This is a genomic window from Arthrobacter sp. P1_D12, from assembly GCF_056406175.1.
On sequence record NZ_JBFUAR010000005.1, the window covers coordinates 146140 to 166035 of the forward strand.

18 protein-coding genes and 2 tRNA genes are annotated in these 19896 nt (G+C 68.5%); 15 read left to right on the forward strand and 5 right to left on the reverse strand.

The features are described 5' to 3' along the window. The first annotated feature begins 99 nt into the window (after positions 1 to 99). The 5 genes from AC1DZV_RS05120 (at position 100) to AC1DZV_RS05140 (ending at position 2711) form a co-directional block, all read left to right on the forward strand. A tRNA-Thr gene (locus tag AC1DZV_RS05120) sits at positions 100 to 171 on the forward strand. 62 nt (positions 172 to 233) lie between these two features. Continuing rightward, positions 234 to 307: transfer RNA gene (locus tag AC1DZV_RS05125), tRNA-Met, on the forward strand. 216 nt (positions 308 to 523) lie between these two features. Beyond that, positions 524 to 1138 carry a hypothetical protein gene (locus AC1DZV_RS05130; protein WP_476953160.1) on the forward strand — a complete coding sequence of 205 codons (615 nt, stop codon included), beginning with the start codon at positions 524 to 526 and terminating at the stop codon, positions 1136 to 1138. Between the two features lie 107 nt (positions 1139 to 1245). After that, a complete protein-coding gene (gene yidC, locus AC1DZV_RS05135) occupies positions 1246 to 2046 on the forward strand; it encodes a membrane protein insertase YidC (RefSeq protein WP_476953161.1) in 801 nt (266 codons plus the stop codon). Beyond that, positions 2043 to 2711: an NAD(P)H-binding protein gene (locus tag AC1DZV_RS05140; protein WP_476950136.1), complete on the forward strand. Its 669-nt coding sequence runs from the start codon at positions 2043 to 2045 to the stop codon at positions 2709 to 2711. Before yidC ends, AC1DZV_RS05140 begins: the two co-directional genes overlap by 4 nt. 45 nt (positions 2712 to 2756) lie before the next feature. Here the strand turns inward: AC1DZV_RS05140 and AC1DZV_RS05145 are convergent, their stop codons facing one another. Continuing rightward, complete coding sequence (locus AC1DZV_RS05145) at positions 2757 to 5879, reverse strand: M43 family zinc metalloprotease (protein ID WP_476953162.1); 3123 nt, start codon at positions 5877 to 5879, stop codon at positions 2757 to 2759. Between the two features lie 207 nt (positions 5880 to 6086). Next, on the reverse strand, positions 6087 to 7259 hold the full coding sequence (locus AC1DZV_RS05150; protein WP_476953163.1) for an ROK family transcriptional regulator: 1173 nt from the start codon (positions 7257 to 7259) through the stop codon (positions 6087 to 6089). Between the two features lie 103 nt (positions 7260 to 7362). On the opposite strand from AC1DZV_RS05150, the gene AC1DZV_RS05155 reads away from it, so the two are divergent. From AC1DZV_RS05155 to AC1DZV_RS05175, 5 genes are all read left to right on the forward strand, one after another. Beyond that, positions 7363 to 9069 (forward strand): glycoside hydrolase family 13 protein, encoded by a 1707-nt coding sequence (locus tag AC1DZV_RS05155; protein WP_476953164.1) that lies wholly within the window; start codon positions 7363 to 7365, stop codon positions 9067 to 9069. Beyond that, positions 9066 to 10061 carry an aldo/keto reductase gene (locus tag AC1DZV_RS05160; protein ID WP_476953165.1) on the forward strand — a complete coding sequence of 332 codons (996 nt, stop codon included), beginning with the start codon at positions 9066 to 9068 and terminating at the stop codon, positions 10059 to 10061. Before AC1DZV_RS05155 ends, AC1DZV_RS05160 begins: the two co-directional genes overlap by 4 nt. A 163-nt stretch (positions 10062 to 10224) precedes the next feature. Then, positions 10225 to 11088: an HpcH/HpaI aldolase/citrate lyase family protein gene (locus AC1DZV_RS05165; RefSeq protein ID WP_476950131.1), complete on the forward strand. Its 864-nt coding sequence runs from the start codon at positions 10225 to 10227 to the stop codon at positions 11086 to 11088. A 25-nt stretch (positions 11089 to 11113) separates the two neighbouring features. Next, positions 11114 to 12058 carry a DUF2797 domain-containing protein gene (locus tag AC1DZV_RS05170; protein WP_476953166.1) on the forward strand — a complete coding sequence of 315 codons (945 nt, stop codon included), beginning with the start codon at positions 11114 to 11116 and terminating at the stop codon, positions 12056 to 12058. A 128-nt stretch (positions 12059 to 12186) separates the two neighbouring features. After that, positions 12187 to 12411, forward strand: coding sequence for a DUF3188 domain-containing protein (locus AC1DZV_RS05175; RefSeq protein ID WP_476953167.1), 225 nt, complete (start codon positions 12187 to 12189; stop codon positions 12409 to 12411). Here AC1DZV_RS05175 and AC1DZV_RS05180 read toward each other — a convergent pair. Continuing rightward, on the reverse strand, positions 12401 to 14098 hold the full coding sequence (locus AC1DZV_RS05180; protein ID WP_476950129.1) for a SulP family inorganic anion transporter: 1698 nt from the start codon (positions 14096 to 14098) through the stop codon (positions 12401 to 12403). The genes AC1DZV_RS05175 and AC1DZV_RS05180 overlap by 11 nt on opposite strands. Next, a complete protein-coding gene (locus tag AC1DZV_RS05185; RefSeq protein ID WP_476950128.1) occupies positions 14095 to 14508 on the reverse strand; it encodes an ArsR/SmtB family transcription factor in 414 nt (137 codons plus the stop codon). Before AC1DZV_RS05185 ends, AC1DZV_RS05180 begins: the two co-directional genes overlap by 4 nt. A 195-nt stretch (positions 14509 to 14703) precedes the next feature. Here AC1DZV_RS05185 and AC1DZV_RS05190 point away from each other — a divergent pair, with 195 nt between their 5' ends. From AC1DZV_RS05190 to AC1DZV_RS05205, 4 genes are read left to right on the forward strand one after another with little or no spacing between them, the layout of a single operon-like run. Beyond that, positions 14704 to 15174, forward strand: coding sequence for an FAS1-like dehydratase domain-containing protein (locus AC1DZV_RS05190; protein WP_476950127.1), 471 nt, complete (start codon positions 14704 to 14706; stop codon positions 15172 to 15174). A gap of 2 nt (positions 15175 to 15176) precedes the next feature. After that, complete coding sequence (locus AC1DZV_RS05195) at positions 15177 to 15614, forward strand: MaoC family dehydratase (RefSeq protein ID WP_028276514.1); 438 nt, start codon at positions 15177 to 15179, stop codon at positions 15612 to 15614. A 14-nt stretch (positions 15615 to 15628) separates the two neighbouring features. After that, positions 15629 to 16954: an MFS transporter gene (locus AC1DZV_RS05200; protein ID WP_476950126.1), complete on the forward strand. Its 1326-nt coding sequence runs from the start codon at positions 15629 to 15631 to the stop codon at positions 16952 to 16954. A gap of 56 nt (positions 16955 to 17010) precedes the next feature. Next, a complete protein-coding gene (locus AC1DZV_RS05205; RefSeq protein ID WP_476950125.1) occupies positions 17011 to 18078 on the forward strand; it encodes a UDP-N-acetylmuramate dehydrogenase in 1068 nt (355 codons plus the stop codon). Between the two features lie 87 nt (positions 18079 to 18165). On the opposite strand, the gene AC1DZV_RS05210 is transcribed toward AC1DZV_RS05205, so the two are convergent. Continuing rightward, positions 18166 to 18684 (reverse strand): hypothetical protein, encoded by a 519-nt coding sequence (locus tag AC1DZV_RS05210; protein WP_476950124.1) that lies wholly within the window; start codon positions 18682 to 18684, stop codon positions 18166 to 18168. Positions 18685 to 18773: 89 nt separating this feature from the next. Here AC1DZV_RS05210 and AC1DZV_RS05215 point away from each other — a divergent pair, with 89 nt between their 5' ends. Then, a complete protein-coding gene (locus AC1DZV_RS05215) occupies positions 18774 to 19880 on the forward strand; it encodes a winged helix DNA-binding domain-containing protein (RefSeq protein WP_476953168.1) in 1107 nt (368 codons plus the stop codon). The last annotated feature ends 16 nt before the right edge of the window (positions 19881 to 19896 follow it).

Genomic DNA, 19896 nt, shown 5'->3' on the forward strand with positions numbered 1-19896 from the left:
GCCCCGGGAGCCCGGATTTCCGCTGTTTCCGGCCGGTCCGGCGTCGTACGGCCGCCGATTTGTTGGTGGGCGAATCTTCCGGTAGAGTATTTACTCGTTGCCCCCCTAGCTCAGTGGTAGAGCGCGTTCTTGGTAAGAACGAGGTCACCGGATCGATTCCGGTGGGGGGCTCTGAATGAGGGCCTGTGTCAAGGCGGTTTTTGACCGGCTTAGCGCAGGTTTTCCTCATTTACGGCGGTGTAGCTCAGTTGGTTAGAGCGCACGACTCATAATCGTGAGGTCGGGAGATCGAGCCTCCCCACCGCTACAGGCAAGACCCCCGGAATCCTTGAGAATCCGGGGGTTTTTCTGTCTCCAAGCCCGGACGGGTATCGGGGTTCAATCCTTAGAAGCAGCAGACCGCCTGATGGGGTCAACGCGGGAGACCATCGAGCTGTGCCTAGGCATCAGCAAGCAGGCAGTACACAATAGGTACGGCAATCAGTAACGCGGCCAGCATGGCCAGCCTTTTGGGGGAGGCCTGATGGGTACCAAGCGTCGGCTGGGCACGGCACTGGGGGCCATCGGGGTTGCGGTTCTTCTGGTCAGACTCTTAGTCAAGTTCCACGAAGCCATGAGCTATCCGGACGGTCTCAAGGTTCTTGGGGTGGCCCTGCTCATCCTGGCGGTTGTCATACCGCCTTGGCTGGCGTGGTTGTTCCACAAGGCGAGAACATTCAAGAGGCGGCTGCAGCTGGACCATCCTGGAGCCCTCGTCGTCGACACCTTCTGGACCGGGCAAGAACTCGGGAGATTCCTCAAGAAGGGGCCGCTGACATCAAAGACGAAAGGGATAGGGTTCGTCCTGGACCTGGTCGCGGACGACCGCGGCCTCCAGTTGGTCAGGCAACGACGGCGGCCCGTCTATTTCGGATTGGTGCCCTGGGAACAGGTTGTCTCCGTGAGAATGGAAACCCTGCGGAGGCCGCTGAGCCGCCGTCCCCTGGTGGTCATCGAGGTTGAATCGTGGGGTACCCCTTATGTCGCAGTCATTCGTTTGGTGCCTTCCGGGAGGCAGAACACGGAAACTGGTTTGGCGCTTGCCGACATGATCCTGGCGAAGCGGCCTCGCATTCCTTTCCTGGAGGATCGTGCCTAGCCAAGGGTGCAAGTTCGTCGTTCATCCGCGAAGCGGGAAGATCACTTCAAGCCCGCCAAGGTGTAGCCTCACCGTAGCTTTGCAGCAACTGACGGTTGGGGATATCAGTGGACCTTCTTGGCACCATCATGGCGCCGTTCAAATGGCTGGTCTCAGCCATGATGGCGGGCTTCCATGACGGACTCAGCGCCATCGGCATGCCGGCGGCCAGCGGCTGGACGTGGACGCTGTCCATCATCGGGCTGGTGCTGGTGATCCGCGCCGCCCTGATCCCGGTGTTCCTCAAACAGGTCAACGTCCAGCAGCGCATGAGCCGGCTGCAGCCGGACCTGAAGAAGCTCCAGGACAAATACAAGGGCAAGACCGATCCGCTCTCCCGCCAGGCCATGGCGCAGGAACAGATGGCCCTCTACAAGGCGCACGGCACCAACCCGTTCTCCGCCTGCCTGCCCCTGCTGATCCAGATGCCCTTCTTCTTCGCGCTGTTCCAGATGCTGTCCGGCATCAGCGCCGCGGCCGGCCAGGGCGAAGCCGTCGGGGCCATGAGCCCCGAACAGGTCACGCAGTTCGACGAGTCCACGATTTTCGGCGCCCCGCTCTCGGCTTCGCTGCTGCACGGCGGCGGCGGCAGTCAGCTCTCGGTGTGGATCCTCTGCGTTGCGATGATCCTGGCCATGACGGCCTCGCAGTTCATCACGCAGCGGCAAATCATGGCCAGGAGCTTGTCCGGCGAGGCCGTGGCGACTCCGCTCATGGGCCCGCAAAAGGTGCTGCTGTACAGCCTGCCGGTCGTCTTCGGTGTGGGCGGGATCGTGTTCCCCATCGGCGTCCTGATCTACTGGACCACCACCAACCTGTGGACCATGGGGCAGCAGTTCGCTGTCCGGTGGGACAGAATGGGACCATGACGCGCATCGCAATTATCGGCGGCCACGGCAAGGTGGCTTTGGAACTGTCCAGGATCCTCGCGGCGGAAGGGCACGGGGTCACCTCCTTTATCCGCAACCCGGACCATGCGGCCGACGTCGCGGACACGGGCGCCACGCCGGCGCTGCTGGATGTGGAGAACGCGACGACGGCGCAGATCGCCGGAGCCCTCCACGGACACGACGCCCTGGTGTGGTCGGCCGGAGCCGGCGGCGGCAGCCCCGAACGGACCTACGCCGTGGACCGCGACGCCGCGATCCGTTCCATGGACGCCGCGGCGGAAGCGGGCGTCACCAGGTACGTCATGGTGTCCTATTTCGGGGCAGGGCCGGACCACGGAGTCCCCGCGGACAACGGCTTCTTCGCCTACGCCGAGGCCAAGGCCGCGGCGGATGAGTACCTGCGCGGTTCAGGCCTTGACTGGACCGTCCTGGGCCCCGGAACGCTGACAGCGGGACCCGGCAACGGGATGATCGACGTCGACCCCGCCGACACCTCCGACGGCACCGAAACCGCCCGGGCCAACGTCGCACTGGTGGCAGCGGCGGTCCTCGGGCTGCCGGCCACGATCGGGCGTACCATCGAGTTCCGGGACGGCACGCTTCCGCTCGCGGCAGCGCTGCAACTTGAGCCGGAGCACCGTTAGCCCAGAGGCCTTAGCCCGCGACCTGAACCGCCGCGGATCAGCCGGCTAAGGGAGTACTACACTGCCTTGCACGGCAGACCAAGTGATTGTTCCGTATTGGAACCGCTGGCTGCATGCACCGTTGACCAGGCCGCAGTCCTCCGGCGAAGCCGGGTAGCCAAGTCGTCCCCTTTCATAACCTAAGCTGCCCCAGGTTGCGCGGATGGGTCCCGAGGTGGCGAAGGCGCCGGTGGCGGGTGACCAGTGGATGGTGCCGCCCTGGAACGTCTGGTAACAGCCGCCGTTGACCAGGCCGCAGGTTTCCTTGCCCGTGGGATAGCCCAGTTTGCCTTTTTCGAGGCCCAGGCTTGCCCAGGTGGCACGGATGCCGCCCCAGGTGGCGAAGGCGCCGGTGGCGGGCGACCAGTGGATCGTGCCGCCCTGGAACGTCTGGTAACAGCCGCCGTTGACCAGGCCGCAGGTTTCCTTGCCGGACGGGTAGCCGAGTTTGCCTTTCTCGTAGCCCAGGCTTGCCCAGGTGGCACGGATGCCGCCCCAGGTGGCGAAGGCGGCGGTGGCGGGTGACCAGTGGATGGTGCCGCCCTGGAACGTCTGGTAACAGCCGCCGTTGACCAGGCCGCAGGTTTCCTTGCCCGTGGGATAGCCTAGTTTGCCTTTTTCGAGGCCCAGGCTTGCCCAGGTGGCACGGATGCCGCCCCAGGTGGCAAAGGCGCCCGTGGTGGGCGACCAGTGGATCGTGCCGCCCTGGAACGATTGGGAGCAGCCGCCGTTGACCAGGCCGCAAACCTCGCGCGCAACGGGATAGCCGAGTTTTCCTCGGGACGAACCCAGGCTCGCCCAGGCGGCCCAGATCGGCCCCGAGGTAGGGACAGCGCCCGCCGCAGCAGTCCAGTGGATGAGGCCTGTCTGGAAAGACTGATCACAGCTGCCGACCGTTCCGCATAATTCATTGCTGGTTGGGTAACCGAGCTTTCCCTTTTCGTAGCCTTGGGCCCCCCACGCTTTGCGGATCGGGCCCCACGTGGCGAACGCTCCGACTCCCGGAGCGTAGTGGATTGCCCCTCCCTGGAACGCCTGGGAGCAGCCTCCCTTAACCAGGCCGCAGACCTCATTGGCAGTAGGGTAGCCGAGCTTTCCTTTTTCGTAGGCAAGGTTTCCCCAAGTACCGCGGATTGCGCCCAAGGTGGCAGCCGCGCCGGTGGCGGGCGACCAGTTAATGGCGCCGCCCTGGAATCGCTGATAGCAGCCGCCGTTGATCAGGCCGCAGGTTTCCTTGCCGGTTGGATAGCCGAGTTTGCCTTTTTCGTAGTTCAGGCTTGCCCAGGTGGCGCGAATGGGACCCCACGTGGCGAAGGCGCCGGTGGCGGGCGACCAGTGGATGGTGCCGCCCTGGAACGTCTGGTAGCAGCCGCCGTTGATCAGGCCGCAGGTTTCCTTGCCGGATGGATAGCCGAGTTTGCCTTTTTCGTAGTTCAGGCTTGCCCAGGTGGCGCGAATGGGACCCCAAGTGGCGAAAGCGCCGGTGGCGGCCGACCAGTGGATGGTGCCCCCTTGGAACGTCTGGTAACAGCCGCCCCCCGCCAGGCCGCAGAGCTGACGGCCGGTCGGGTAGCCAAGTTTGCCCTTTTCGTAGCCCACGGCTCCCCAGGCGGCCCGGATCGCACCGAGAGTTGCGACTGCACCGGTGCCTGGTGTCCAGTTGACCGCGCCGCCCTGAAAACTTCGATAGCACCCACCGGCCGTTAGCCCGCACACGACGGCGGATGTCGGGCTTCCAAGGGCGGGTGTGGCTGCAGCGACAGGGGCGATAGCTTTGCCGGCCATTGAGAGTATCGATTCGACCGTCACGCCTGCGGCGGCGGTAGTGATCCAATCAATGCTGACCCGGGTGCCGGCATGGGTTGTGAAGGTCTGCCCCGCTTGCCAGGTCTGGCGGGGATTGTAATAGCCGGCGAACGGTCGGGAATCCGGCAGGAGAATCAGCGAGCCAGCTCCCAGCTGCTGGACAATTTTTACGCCACGATTTAGATCCACGGCCTCGGTGGTGTCGTAGCTGACCGGCAGTCGCAATTCGAGGAAATAGGTTTCGCCGCTCACGGGATCCGAGAACTTCACTGCCCGGTTCGCGTCGGTGCCCGCCCATGCTTTCAGGGTGAATTTCTTCAAATCGCCGATGGTCCCCGCGTCAACGATCTCGTCGCCGCGGCCAAACCCGCCATAGGTCCAAAGGGTTGAGCTGATGGCGGGCTGGGTGGTCTGGGATACGCCCATCAGATCCAGGCTGTCGCCGTATTCACGGATACTGCAGCTGGAATCGGCGAATGTCCCGTCCGAGTTCGTGGCCACATCCTGGGCGCCGCTTCCGCACTGAAGGCTGTTTGCGTGCATGAGGCCGAGCACGTGCCCGAATTCGTGCGTCAGGACGCTGTTGGTCAACGTCGCCGGGAGCGGCATAATGACCCGCCCGCTGGTGCCCTGGTAACTCCAGCCGGCACCGTAGGCGCCGTCGGAGAGTGTGGGCGTGGAGACGAAGACCACGAGGGCGGTGTTGGGACTGGGAGTCCAGCCGAGTTCGCCGGCAATAGTGTTCATCATGTCCGGGTAACGCTGGGTCGAGGTGGCTTTGCTGTTACGGCTTTCCATCTTGGTTACGGTCATCGACAACCGGCCAGTGGACATTCTCTTCCAATAGTTACTGCTCGTGGTGATGCCGGCCTGTGCCGCTGCTTGCGGGATGGTTGCTTTTCTGTCGGCCAACTGGACCAGAACAAGGCGTACTTTGATGTCGCCGGAGCGGGTAAGCGAGTAGGACTCCGTGGTCCGTGCCGTCCCGGCGGCGGTGGCCAGTGCGCCCTTTTTGCCGACCGGGGGCGGGTTTTCGAACGTGTGCGCAATAAACGGCTGGTTGGGGCCTTCCACCGGGAGCGACTCAACCGTCGTGAGCGACGGGGTGACGCTGGCAGTGGCTGAGGAACTGGGCGTCGGCCGGACCGTCCCCGCGCTGGGAGCCGGGGCAGCAGTAGGTGCCGGCGTCGGCGTCGCCGCCGGAGCTGTTGCGGTACCGGTCGAGACGGGCGTCGGCGACTGCTCAGCGTAGGCTGGCGCCGTGCCGGTAGCCGGGACTGACGCCAAAGCAAGGACAAGCGCGGCAAACAACGCAGTCTTCATCCGTAGAGAGTTCACGTTTATCTTTCATGAGACCGCCGTCCAGCCGACAGGTCAGCTAAACGGCCGCAAGAGACCAAAGTGAGGTCAGTCTACGGATGACAGGCCGCAATACCGGGAAACTTGCGCCAAACTTTCGGCGTGGGTATCCAATCGTTGCCGAATCTTGAGCAACCGCTCCGGTGAAAGAACTAGCTGCCCGGCAAGGCTTCAGCCGGCCAGTTCCAGCTCCAAGGCATTCGCCTCGACGTAGTCCAGGGCGTGCCGGACCGCGCCCGCCGTGACGATCGCGTCGCCTAGGGGTGAGACCGTCACCCGCGGGGGAGTCGCGGTGAAGCGGGGAAGCAGCGCTGTGATGCCCGGCAGGAGCGCCCCGGCGGACTCGGCGACGGCGCCGCCGATCACCACCTGCTCGGGGTTGATCAGGCTCGCGATCGAGGCGATGACCCGGGCCATGCGCTCCGAAATCCGGTCCAGGATGGCCAGGGCCGCGGGGTCTCCCGCGGCCGCGTCCGCGAAGACGCGCGGCGCACTGGCAGGGCCGCCCGCGGAGGGTCCGCCGCCGGCCGCCGACCACTGCCGCACCAGGGCGGCGATGCCGTCGCTGGAGCCAACCCCCTCCACCATGTCCAGATAGCCCATCTCGCCGGCGGCCCCGCCGCGGCCGTGGAGCAGGCGTCCGGATTCCATCACCCCGGCGCCCAGGCGTTCGCCGGCCAGGAGCACCACCAGATCATCCACGCCCACGCCGGACCCGCGCCAGCGCTCACCCAGCGCAGCCAGGTTGGCGTCGTTCTCCAGGAGCACGGTCCAGCCGTGCAGTTCCTTCAGCGCGGAGCGGAGCCCGACGTCGAACAGGCTCCAAAACCGCTGCGTCACCAGCACGTTGCCGTCGCGGTCCACCGGCGCTGCGATCCCGGCGCCGACGGCCAGGACCCTGCCCGGGTCCGCTCCCGCGGCTTCCAGCGCCTCGCGGCAGGCGAAATCGACGACGCCGATCCGCTCCTGCGCGGGGATGTCCGCCGCGCGGAAGCTCCCGCTGGAACGGCCGATCACCGTGCCGCGGAGGTCGGCCACGGCGGCGGTCGTGGTTGCGGCACCAATGTCCAGGCCCAGCACGAAACCCGCTTCCCGGTTGAAGGCGAAGCGCCGGGCCGGCCGGCCCTTCCGCGGACTTGCCGGGTCTGCGGGCTGGTCCTGCTCCACGATCCAGCCCCGGCCGATCAGGTCCTCGCAGACGGCAATCACCGAGGCCCGGGTCAGCCCGGTCAGGGCCATCAACTCGGTTCCGGTGGCAACATCGGCGCCGCGGATGTGGCGCAGCACGGCCTGGGCGTTGACGCGGCGCAGCAGCTGCGGCGTGGCGGCGGCTGCGTGCGGCATCACTTCTTGACCTCTTCTGTCCCCGGACCCATAATTGTTCAGGCAATATATTTAGCTTGTATCTAAATTACCAGAAGCCCTCCCAGACCCGAAGGAATCTCCTTTGACCAACACCGCCACGCTGGCAACCCTGTCCGGTTCCGATCTCGCCGCCGACCCCAACTGGTGGCGCCAGGCATCGGTGTACCAGATCTACCCGCGGAGCTTTTCAGACTCCAATGGTGACGGCCTGGGCGACATCAAGGGCATCACCGCCAAGGTCCCGTACCTGAAGGAGCTCGGGATCGACGCCGTCTGGCTCTCCCCGTTCTACCCCTCGGCCCTCGCCGACGGAGGCTACGACGTCGACGACTACCGCGACGTGGACCCCAAGCTCGGCACCCTGGCGGACTTCGACGAGATGTCCGCCGCGCTGCACGCCGCGGGCATCAAGCTCATCGCCGACATTGTCCCCAACCACTCCTCGAACCGGCACGAGTGGTTCCGGGAGGCCCTGGCCTCCCCGCGCGGCTCCGCGGCCCGCGAACGCTACATCTTCCGCGACGGTCTCGGCGAAAACGGCGAGCTCGCGCCGTCGGACTGGGAATCCGTCTTCGGCGGCCCGGCCTGGGAGCGCATCACCGAGCCCGACGGCACGCCCGGCCAGTGGTACATGCACATCTTCGCCAAGGAACAGCCGGACCTGAACTGGGCCAACCGGGAAATCCGCGACGACTTCCTCAAGACGCTCCGCTTCTGGTCCGACCGCGGCGTGGACGGCTTCCGCGTCGACGTCGCCCACGCGCTGACCAAGGACCTCACCGAGCCGCTGATCTCCAAGGTGGAGCTCAGCGCCGCCAACACCGGAACGGACGGCTTCCCGGACGGCTCGCACCCGTTCTGGGACCGCGACGAAGTCCACGAGATCTACGCCGAATGGCGCGAGGTGTTCAAGGAATACAACCCGCCGCGCACTGCCGTGGCCGAGGCCTGGGTGCACGCCACCCGCCGCGCCCGTTACGCCAGCCCGGAGGGCCTGGGCCAGGCGTTCAACTTCGACCTCCTGCAGGCCGACTTCGACGCCGGCGAGTTCCGCGAAATCATCGCCCGGAACCTCGCCGAGGCCACCGAGTCCGGTGCCTCCTCCACCTGGGTTTTCTCCAACCACGATGTCGTCCGCCACGCCACCCGCTACGGCCTGCCCCAGGGCGGCGGCAAGCACGCCCAGGGCCAGGACGGCAAGGGCTGGCTGCTGGCCGGCGCCCCCGTCGAGGAACTCGACGTCGAACTCGGCCTGCGCCGGGCCCGCGCCGCGACCCTGCTGATGCTGGCCCTGCCGGGTTCGGCCTACCTGTACCAGGGCGAGGAACTGGGCCTGCAGGAAGTCGCGGAGATTCCCGACGCCGAGCGCCAGGACCCCACCTTCTTCCGGAACAAGGGCGTGGAGATCGGCCGCGACGGCTGCCGCGTGCCCCTGCCCTGGGCCCCGGAGGGCGCCTCGTTCGGCTTTGGCCCCGGCGGGGCACACCTGCCGCAGCCGGCCTGGTTCAGCCGCTACGCGGTGGCAGCCCAGGACGGCGTGGAAGGTTCCACCCTCGAGCTCTACCGCAAGGCCCTGAAGCTGCGCCGCGAACTGCAGACCTCGGAGGAACTGCAGTGGCAGGAATCCGGCAGCGCCGACGTCCTGCGCTTCAGCCGTCCCGGCGGCTGGCAGACGGTGACCAACTTCGGCGACGCGCCGGTTGACCTGCCGGCCGGCGAGGTGCTGGTCAGCAGCGGCCCGCTGGATGGCGGGCAGCTGCCGGCCAACACCACCGTCTGGCTGCGGTGAGTCCCGCACCGCAGGTTTCGCCCGGCACGCCCGCCGGCGCCGGGAACCTCCCCCAGGAACTCGTCTACGGCTGCATGGGCCTGGGCGGCGACTGGTCGGCCGAGCCGTACTCGTCCGCACACGTGGACGAGGCGGCCGCGGCGGTCGAGGCCGCCCTGAACGCGGGCATCACACTGTTCGACCACGCAGACATCTATACCAACGGCAAGGCCGAAGCCGTCTTCGGCGAGGTCCTGGCCCGCACCCCCGGGCTGCGGGAGAAAATCCGGCTGCAGACCAAGTGCGGCATCCGGCTCAATGAGCAGGGCCTGGAGGCCTACTACGACCTCAGCCGGGACGGCATCCTGGCGCGGGTCAGCGACAGCCTGGCCCGGCTCCGGACGGACTACGTCGACGTGCTCATGCTGCACCGCCCGGATCCCCTGATGGATCCGGCGGAGGTGGCCTCCGCCGTCGGGCAGCTCATGGCCGAAGGCAAGGTGCGGGCCGTGGGCGTGTCCAACATGTCGGGCCCGCAGATCGAGATGCTGCAGGACCGGCTCGAGGTTCCCGTGGTGGGCAACCAGCTCGAAATGAGCCTGCTGAAACGGGCATGGCTGGAAAGCACGGTGCTGGTCAACCATGCCGAGGGCACGGACTACAGCTTCCCGCACGGGACTGTCGAGCACTGCGTCCGGAACGGCATCCGGCTGCAGGCCTACGGGTCGCTGGCCCGCGGCCTCTACACCGGGGCGCCGGCGGCCGTGCGGACGCCGGCCGAGGAGGCCGCCACTTCCCTCGTGGCCGCCCTGGCCGCCGGGAAGGGCACCACGGGGGAAGCGATCGTGCTCGGCTGGCTCATGAGGCACCCTGCCGGGATTGCGCCCGTGATCGGCACCGCGAACCCGGACCGGATCCTCGCCTGCGCCGGCGCCCCCGAGGCCGCCGCGGCGATGACCCGCGCCGAGTGGTACGGGCTCTGGGTCGCGGCCCGGGGAAGCAACATCCCCTAGCCGGTCCCGCCCCTCCCAACTGGCCGGCCGCCTGGCCGTTTTGAGCCTGGAAACGGCTTCTGCTGCCGGCCAGCTGGGCAGGGATGTGATTTTGGTCGTAATGGTCGCCGCTGAAGGCCGGATCGCTTAGCGGCAAGTGCCCCCGGGCGACTAGCGTAGATGCATGACCTCTACCACCACCGCCGAATCACTTCGGCCCCAACGCAACATTCCGGCCGACATCGCCCGCTCCTGGCTGCTGGTCAACGCGATGAAGACCGACCTCTTCGACCAGTCCGCCGTCTCCCGGGCCGATGCGATCATCCTCGACATCGAAGACGCGGTGGACCCCTCGCAGAAGGACGCCGCCCGCGCCAACGTCGTGAACTGGCTGACCGCCGGCGGCAGCGCCTGGGTCCGGATCAACGACGCCACCAGCCCGTTCTGGGCCGACGACCTCGCGGGCCTGCGCGGCACCCCCGGACTGCTGGGCATCATGCTGGCCAAAACCGAATCGGCCGACCAGGTCACGGAGAGCTTTCACCGGATGGACGGCAAGACCCCGGTGATCCCTCTGGTCGAGTCCGCCGTCGGCATCGAGGAAGCCAACAACATCGCCAAGGCCCAGGGCGCCTTCCGCCTGGCCTTCGGCTCGGGCGACTTCCGCCGCGACACCGGCATGGCGGCCACCGCGGAAGCCATGGCCTACCCCCGTGCCAAGCTCGTTGTGGCCAGCCGCGTGGGCAACCTGCCCGGCCCCATCGACGGCCCCACCGTCGGCACGAACCACCCGATTCTGCGCGAACAGACCGGCATCACGGTGATGATGGGGATGACCGGGAAGCTCTGCCTCGCCATCGACCAGACCCCGGTGATCAACGAAGTCATCAGCCCCACGCCGTCCGACGTCGCCTGGGCCACGGACTTCATGGCCGACTTCGAAGCCAGCGGCCGCGTCATCCGGGACGGCTCCGACCTGCCGCGCCTGGGCCGGGCCGAGAAGATCATGAAGCTCGCCATCGCCTTTGGCGTGCAGCCGGCCCTGTAGCCACATCACCACCGCAGGAGACCCCGTGACCGATACCCGCTATCTGGTGCACGGGGTCTTTTGGGATGGTCCGGCGCCGGGACCCGCCGCAGCGTTCGGCGGCAGGCCACCGGCGATGCGCCTGCAGGACCCTGGCGGCGCCCTCACCGCACTGACGCTCGACCCCGGCACCCGCCTCGGTTTCCGGTTCGCCGCCGCGGGCAAGCAGTGCCTCGGGCACCACCTGGTGCACGGACCCGCGGACCGGGACCACGTCCTGTGCCCGGACCGGGCTCCCGCCGCCAGGGGCAGCCAGTGCGAGCGGTGCTTCGTTCTGGACGACTCCCGGCTGATCCATGACTTCCACCGCGGCGGCCGGGTCCCGCCGGGCCTGCGCGCGTACCTGATGCAGCCGCACTGGCTCTACGTCGCCACCTTCGCCAACGGGGCCAGCAAGGTCGGCACCGCGTCCCACCCGCGCAAATGGAACCGGCTCGCCGAACAGGGCGCCGTCGTCGCCCGGTACGTCGCCCGTGCCGAGGACGGCCGCGTGGTCCGCCTCCTCGAGGACATGATCACGCGCGAGGCCGGGCTGCCGCAGCAGGTCCGCGCTGCCGCCAAGGCCGCTGCGCTGCTCGCCCCGGCAGCCGCCGTCGACCTCGACGCCCTGAACGGACGGCTGGCAGGGGAGGCCCGGACCCTGATCGCCGGTGCCGGCGGGGAGGGCTTCGCGGTGGTGGATGAACGGTGGGCCCGGCCGGAGCTCTCCGCGAAGGCCTGCGCCCCGGGTGCCCGGCATGCCTATCCGTACGACCTGGCGGCCGGAGCGCACGGGTTCCGGATCGACGCGCTGAGCGGCAGCATTGCCCTCGCGGCGCTGGATGGCAGCGGACTTGAATTCGTGGTGAACCTGGGCCAGCTCAAGGCCCGGGTGATCGAACTCGGTGACCACGGCTCGGACGTCCCGGCCGTGCAGGAAGCCTTGTTCTGACGCTGGAATTGCCCCGCGACGCGCAAATTACCGGGCGCGCACGTACTCGCTCGCCGGCAGGCGCTGTGAGTGTCGCCAGGAATTTTGCGGCTCGCGGCGTCGTCCGGCCGCCCCGGTAGACTGGCACGGTGCTGAATGAATTCTGGGCCACCGCGTCAACCACCTACAAGGTGCTCGTCTTCAGCGCCATGGGCCTGATCGCCCTCGGTATCATCCTCAGCGTGGTGGGCAACAGCACCGGCAACCAGCCCCTTGCCCTCGCCTCGCTGGCCGTGATTGGGCTCGGCCTGCTCCTGCACATTGCCGGGCTTGTGGTCCGCGGCCAGGCGATCCGGAAAAACCTCAAGCGCTAGCGGCCGCGTTCCGCGCCACATGGCTCCGGGCATGCTCCACCGCGTCCGGGAGGGATGTGAACAGGTGCTTGTGATGCCGCAGTGAGCGGATGACCCCCACATTGGTCACGAGCTCCAGATGCTGCGGCTGGACCCCCTTCAGCAGGACCGTGACCCCGCGCAGCTCCAGCGCGGAGACCACCTCAACGAGCATGTGGGCGCCCGTGGCGTCCAGCATCCGCAGCTGGGACAGCCGGATGACGGCCACCTGGATGTCCCGGACCTGGCTGATCTCCTGCAGGACCCGCTCCGCTGCACCGAAAAACATGGCCCCGTCCAGCCGGAAGATGGCGATGTGCTCGTCGCCCGGAACCGGCGGCCCCGGGATGTCCTCGCGCCGGACCCCGCTCAGGGAAGCGAATGTCCGCAGCGTGAACACGGCGGCCGCGGCGAGTCCGATCTGGATGGCCACAATGAGGTCGAAGGCGACGGTAATGAGGGCGGTGACCACGAAGACCGCGGCGTCGGCCCGGGTGGAGCGCAAAATCGCCGTCACGGTGTGCCGCGAGACCATGCGGACGGCCGTGACCATGAGGATGCCGGCCAGCGCCGCCAGCGGGATCCTGCCGACGAGCCCCGCCGCCAGGTAAATGATGGCCAGCAGCACCAGGGCGTGCACCACCGCGGAGAGCCGGGTCTTGGCCCCGGAACGGACGTTCACTGCGGTCCGGGCGATCGCACCCGTGGCGGGCATGCCGCCGAAGAATCCGGCAGCGATCGAGGCCAGCCCCTGGCCGGTGAGCTCCCGGTCCGGGCTGTACGCGCCGGACGGACGGCCGTCGGGGCCGACCATGCCGGCGGCCACCCGGGCCGAGAGCAGGGATTCGATGGCGGCGAGCGTCGCGATGGACACGGCCGGCATCAGCAGGCCTCCCAGCGCGGCCGGATCGACAGAGGGCATCGAGGGCGCCGGCAGGGAGTGCGGAAGCGCGCCGATCCGCGGTATGTCCAGCGCCAGCATCTCCGACGCCGCAGTGGTGAGCAGCACCGCGATCAGGCTCGCGGGCAGGGCCTTGTTCAGCCTGGGCAGCAGGTACATCACGGCCGCGACGCAGGCCACCACCGCGAGCGTTTCCAGCACGGTCGGCATGGTGGCCTGCGACGCGCTCTCGACGGCGGCCAGGAGGGTGTTGTGGCCCGGCGTTCCCTCGGTGCCCGTGGCCAAGGGAACCTGCTGGAGGAAAATGATGGCGGCGATGCCGAGTGTGAAACCCTCCACGACCGGCCACGGGATGAACGCGACGGCCCGGCCCAGCCCGCTGGCGCCCAGGACCACGACCAGCAGCCCGGCCAATACAGAGACCAGGGCAATGCTGCCGACGCCGTGGACGGCGACCACCGGGGCCAGGACCACCACCATGGCGCCGGTCGGGCCGGAGACCTGGACGTTGGATCCGCCCATGACGGCGGCGACAAGTCCTGCCACCACCGCGGTGATGAGTCCGGCCTCCGCCCCGACCCCGGAACTGACCCCGAAGGCCAGGGCCAGGGGGAGCGCCACAATGCCCACCGTGATGCCGGCGAACAGGTCCGTCTTCCAGGCGGACCTCAAGAGCTCGTAGTCGCGGCGGGACGGCACAAACCGGGCGAAGCGTCCCCGTGCCGTGGCAGATGTCGTCGCCGGGTCTGCTGCCTGGGCCGCGCTCACGTTGCCGTGGCGTCGAGGTGGCCGGTACTGTCGGCGTCGCCCGCGCGGTCGAGGTGGCCTGCCGGCAGCTCCTGCGCTAGCCGGAGCTGTTCGCTGGAACCGGCCAGGGTGTCCAGCAGGAAGACCCGGGCGATCGCGAGCAGCTCCTTGATCTTGGGATGAGCGAGCCGGTAGGTCACGGCATTCGCCGTCCGGACCGACGTCACCACACCGTGCCGGCGCAGCGTGCCCAGGTGCTGGGACAGGTGCGAGGGCTCCAGCCCCGTCTCGGCGAGCAGGTAACTGACCGGCGCCGTATTATCCGGCGCGGCCGCCAGAAGCTCGAGGATCCGGATTCGGGCCGGGTGCGCCAGGGCTTTGAAAAGGTTGGCCTTGATTTCATACAAAGGGGTCTGCGCGGCGGAGATCATGGCGGGGAAACACTTTCTCGCATCCGTTCGCGGCGCGGTCCGGCGGCGCCTCGGTGATTCGGATTGATGGATTGATGTTTTCATCATACCGCGCCGGTCAAGACCCGGCGGGGCGCCCGTCAGTGCCCGTCCGGTCCCCGGCGCGCACCCTGTCACGAAGCCGGACGGCTCGGGGCGTGGCGATAGGCTGGAACCATGACTATCAATCCGGACCTGCAGGGGCGCAGCTACCCTGCCGCAGAGGTGTATGACGTCGGCCGCGAGAAGATCCGCGAGTTCGCGCGCGCGGTCAAAGCCACCCACCCTGCCCACTTCGATGTTGCCGCCGCCGAGGCGCTGGGTCACAGCGACCTCGTGGCGCCGCCGACCTTCGCCATTATCGTCGCGCAGCGCGCCGACGCGCAGCTGATCGAGGATCCGGAATCCGGGATCGACTTCTCCCGCGTGGTCCACGCCGACCAGCGGTTCACGCACCACCGCCCGATCGTCGCGGGGGACCGGTTGGTCGCCGAACTGCACGTCGACGGCGTCCGCGCCATGGGCGGCGGAGCCATGATCACCACCCGCTCGGAAATCTTCGCCCTGGCCCCCGGCGATGCCACCGGTGTCCGGGAGCCGGTCGCCACCACCACCTCGTCCATCCTGGTCCGCGGAGAGGGACAGTAGCCATGAGCATCGACATCGCAGCACTCACGGTCGGCCAGGACATTGGCAGCCGCAGCATTACCGTCACCCGCACCGACCTCGTCAAGTACGCCGGCGCATCCGGTGACTTCAACCCGATCCACTGGAACGAGGCCTTCGCCACCGGCGTCGGCCTGCCGGGCGTGATCGCCCACGGCATGTTCACCATGGGTGCGGCCGTCCAGCTCGTGACCGACTGGGCCGGCGATCCCGCCGCCGTCGTCGACTTCCAGACCCGCTTCACCAAGCCGGTTCCGGTCGCCGACACGACGGGGACACCGGAGTCCGGTGCCGTGATCGAGGTCAGCGGGGCCATCGGGGCCCTCGACGCCGACGCCGGCACCGCCCGCGTCGACCTCACGGTCGTCTCGGCCGCCCAGAAGGTCCTCGTCAAGGCCCAGGCCGTCGTCAGGGTGGCCTAGCCCATGGCGTTGCTGTGAATCTGGCTGCTGTGACCAAGGAAGTCTTCGTCCCGCCCGCCGAGATCACGCACTGGCGAAACGCCGTGGTGGTGGCCTACGCCGCGAGCGGAATCGCTTTTTCCACCTGGGTGTCCCGGCTGCCGGCCATCCGCGACGGCCTGGACCTGACCCCGGGCACGATCGGGCTGCTCCTGCTCTGCATGACGGCGGGATCCTTCGTGTCCGTGTCCGCCTCGGGCCTGATTGTTCTTCGCCTTGGCTCCAAGCGCACCATCCGGATCGGCAGCATCATGGTCGGATTCGGGCTGGCGCTGGCAGGCTTCGGCACCTCGGTGCTCGCCAGCCCGGTGGCGGTTGCCGCGGGTCTGGCAATCATCGGGCTGGGCACCGCCAGCTGGAACACGGCGTCCAACGTAGAAGGGGCGGCGGTGGAACGCGCCGTCCGGCGGCACATCATGCCCCGGCTGCACGGCTCCTTCAGCCTGGGCACTGTGGCGGGCGCCGGGCTGGGCGCCTGGGCTGCCGCCGCCGGGATCCCCGTCTTCCTGCACCTGGCCGTGGTGGGCCTGCTGGTGGCCGGCTCGGTGACCACCGCGGCGGCCTGGTTCCGGGCGGACATCACGCCCCTCGAGGCGGAGCAGCCCTTCAAAGCGTCCGGGACAGATACCTTCGAGGATCCTTCCACCGGGCCCATCCCGATCGTCCGGCAGACGGACGCGGTCCAGGAGCCGCCCTTGGACAACAAACGCCTCATCGCCCAGGCCTGGCGTGACAGGCGCACCCTGCTGCTGGGCGTGCTGGTCCTCGGGCTGGCCCTGGCCGAAGGAGCGGCGGGGGACTGGGTGGCGCTGGCGCTGGCCGACGGCCACGGCCAGACCGACGCCGCCGGAGCCGCCGGGTACGGGCTGTTCGTCACCTTCATGACCATCGGCCGCTTCGCCGGCACCCTGGTCCTGGACCGCTTCGGCCGGGTCCCGGTGATGCGCTGGTGCGCCGCGCTGGCGGTTCTGGGCCTCGGCCTGTTCGTCTTCGCACCGGTACCGTGGCTGGCCTACGTGGCCCTGGCCATCTGGGGACTCGGCGCGTCCCTGGGCTTCCCGGTCGGCATGTCCGCCGCGGCCGACAATCCCGTCAAGGCCGCCGCGCGGGTGTCCGTGGTGTCCACGATCGGCTACGGAGCGTTCCTGTGCGGGCCGCCGCTGCTGGGTCTGCTGGCCGAGCACGTCGGCATTCTCCACTCGCTGCTGGCCGTCATGGTGATGCTGATCGTCAGTTTCCTGCTCTCCCCGGTGACCGGCAAACTCCCCGCGCCCGTGCCCTTGCCGGGACAGAACAGCTAGCCAGGTGCGGCCGGCACCGGCTTAGGCGGGCTGATGATCCCGGCTAGGCTGGTCAGGTGACCCAGATTCAGCTCTCCGCCCTGACCACCTCCGCCGTCGGCGGCCCCGCCGGCAGCTACATCGAGGCCCGCACCGAAGCCGCGATCATCGACGCCGTTCGCACCGCGGACGCCGCCGGCCAGTCCCTGCTGATCATCGGCGGCGGCTCCAACCTGCTGGTGTCCGACGCCGGGTTCCCCGGCACGGTGCTGAAGATCGCCTCCGAGGGGTTCACCGTCGACGCCGAGGACTCCTGCGGCGGCGTGGCGGTGGTGGTCCAGGCCGGCCACAACTGGGACGCCTTCGTTGAACACGCCGTGAAGCATGCCTGGTCCGGCGTCGAAGCCCTCTCCGGGATCCCCGGTGCCACGGGCGCCACCCCCGTGCAGAACGTCGGCGCCTACGGGGCCGACGTGTCCCAGACGATCGCCGTCGTGCGCACCTGGGACCGGGAACGCAATGCGGTGAAGACCTTCACGAATTCCGAACTCAAGTTCGGCTACCGGGACTCCATCCTGAAGCAGACCACCGTCAACGGCTCACCGCGCTATGTGGTGCTCACGGTGGAATTCCAGCTCCCGCTCGGCCGGAAGAGCGCCCCGGTCCGCTACGCCGAACTCGCCCGGGTGCTCGGCGTCGAACAGGGCCAGCGGGCCTACTCCACCGACGTCCGGCGCGAGGTGCTGCGGCTCCGGGCGTCCAAGGGCATGGTCTGGGACGCGGACGACCGTGACACCTACTCCACGGGATCCTTTTTCACGAACCCGATCGTGACCGAGGACGTCGCGGCACGGCTGCCGCAGGAGGCCCCGCGGTACCCCGCCGGTGCGGACGGGCTGACCAAGCTCTCGGCGGCGTGGCTCATCGACCAGGCCGGGTTCGGCAAGGGCTTCGGCCTGGACCCGGACAGCGTCTCGGGCGGCCGGGCCTCGCTGTCCACCAAGCACACCCTCGCCATCACTAACAGGGGAGGGGCGAGCGCGGCGGACATGCTGGCCGTCGCGCGCGAGGTCCGCCACGGCGTCGTCGAACATTTCGGCATTGAACTGCACCCGGAGCCGCTGCTGATCGGCGTCGATCTCTAGGGAAAGTCCGGCCCCGGGAAAAGGGCCGCCGCCCGGGCAAGGCCCTTTTCCTCGGGACAGCGCCGGCCGGGCGCCCCCGCTCCCCGGCTACGGTTCCGTGTGGCGGGGTGCCACCTTGCTGAAAAGCATGAAGGTGAAACCGGAGGCCGCGGCCCCGAGCAGGAAGACCTGGCAGAACGCCACGGACTGGACGCTGGGCCCGCTTTGCAGCACCAGTCCGGCGCACGCGAACGCCACGGCGCCGGCGAGGAACGCCAGGGAGCCGAGCAGGAAGGCCTGTACGGTGGCCGGAAATTCGCCGCCATAGTCGAGCTGGAGTTCCCGGCCCTGCGGGGCGATGCTGCCGCTCTTCACGGCCGCCTGCACCCGTGCCTGAGACCGTGCCCGCGGCTGCAACGCCGCGGCCAAGACGAAGCTGGCCACGGACACCGCCATGGACAAGGCGGCCACCAGCTGCAGGGTGCTCATCATGGGTGAGAGCCGGGTACCGCTGGCGATGGCGACGGCGAGCCCGGCAGCCATGCCGGCGGCGCTGGACGCCCAGCCCAGCAGGGCCAGCTTCCGGCACAGGGGCCGCAGCAGCGGCCACACCTCACTCATAGTCATGATTCAAGGGTAGGGAAGCCTGCTGGATGGCGGCTGGGAACAGCCGGGCAACAACCCGACAGGCAACACAGGCGGCTTACCATGGTTCCATGGCAGCAGTGATGGGCATCCGCCGGCTTGGCCCCGGAATCATCGGCAGGCTGCGGCTGGCCGCCCAGGGACTGCTGGGACCGGGGTTTCAGTCCGTCCCCGACGCCGTCCGCGGCATGACGGCGATGCAGGCCCAGGACCTGCAGGCCGTGCTCTGGGCCGTCGGCCAGCGCGTGCCGGGTTCCCGCGCCGAAGACGTCCGCGGGGCGCTGGACCGGGCGGAGATCGTCCGTTCCTGGCCAATGCGCGGCACCTTGCACGTGCTGGCACCCGAGGACTTGAAATGGATGCTGGCCATCACCTCCGACCGGCTGATCCAGGGCCTGGCCCGGCGCCACCGGGAGCTCGAGATCACGGCAGCGGACGTCGACGCCGCCGCGGCAACTGCCCTGCAGCTGGTCTCCGGAGGAGCTGCCAGCCGGGCGGAGCTGTTCCAGGCCTTCGAACGGGCGGGTCAGTCAACGGCGGGCCAGCGCGGCATCCATCTGCTCGGGATCCTGTGCCAGCGGGGGTTGCTGGTGCAGGGTCCGCTGGCCGGCAACCAGCAGCTGGTCGTGGCCTTTGGTGACTGGATCACCCATTCGCGGACCCTGGACCGTTCCGACGGCATCGCCGAGTGGCTGCTGCGCTACTTTCGCAGTCACGGCCCCGCCACGGAACGTGATTTTGCCTGGTGGGCCGGCATCCCGCTGACGGAAACCCGGGCGGCCCTGGCCCGGGTGTCGGACCAGCTGGCGGAGCTGGAGTTTGAGGGGACCAGCTACTGGCTCTCCGCAGAGACAGCCGCGCTGCTCGACGACGGCGTCCCCGGTCAGCGCACGGTGCTGGCGCTGCCGGGGTTCGATGAGTTCCTGCTCGGCTACGCGGACCGCTCCCTCGTGCTGCCGCCGGAGCACGCCGACAAGATCGTCCCCGGCGGCAACGGCGTGTTCAAGAAGACCATCGTGGCCGGCGGCGGCGTGATCGGCACCTGGGCCGGGCCGCCGGGCGGCAGGGGAGCCGGCGTCGTGCCCGAACCCTTCGACCCCGTTAACGGGCTGCGGCCTGCCGCCCAAAAGTCTTTTGGGCTGCAGGCCGCGAAATACCGCAGATTCCTTGGCGCCTGAACAGGTGCCGGATCAG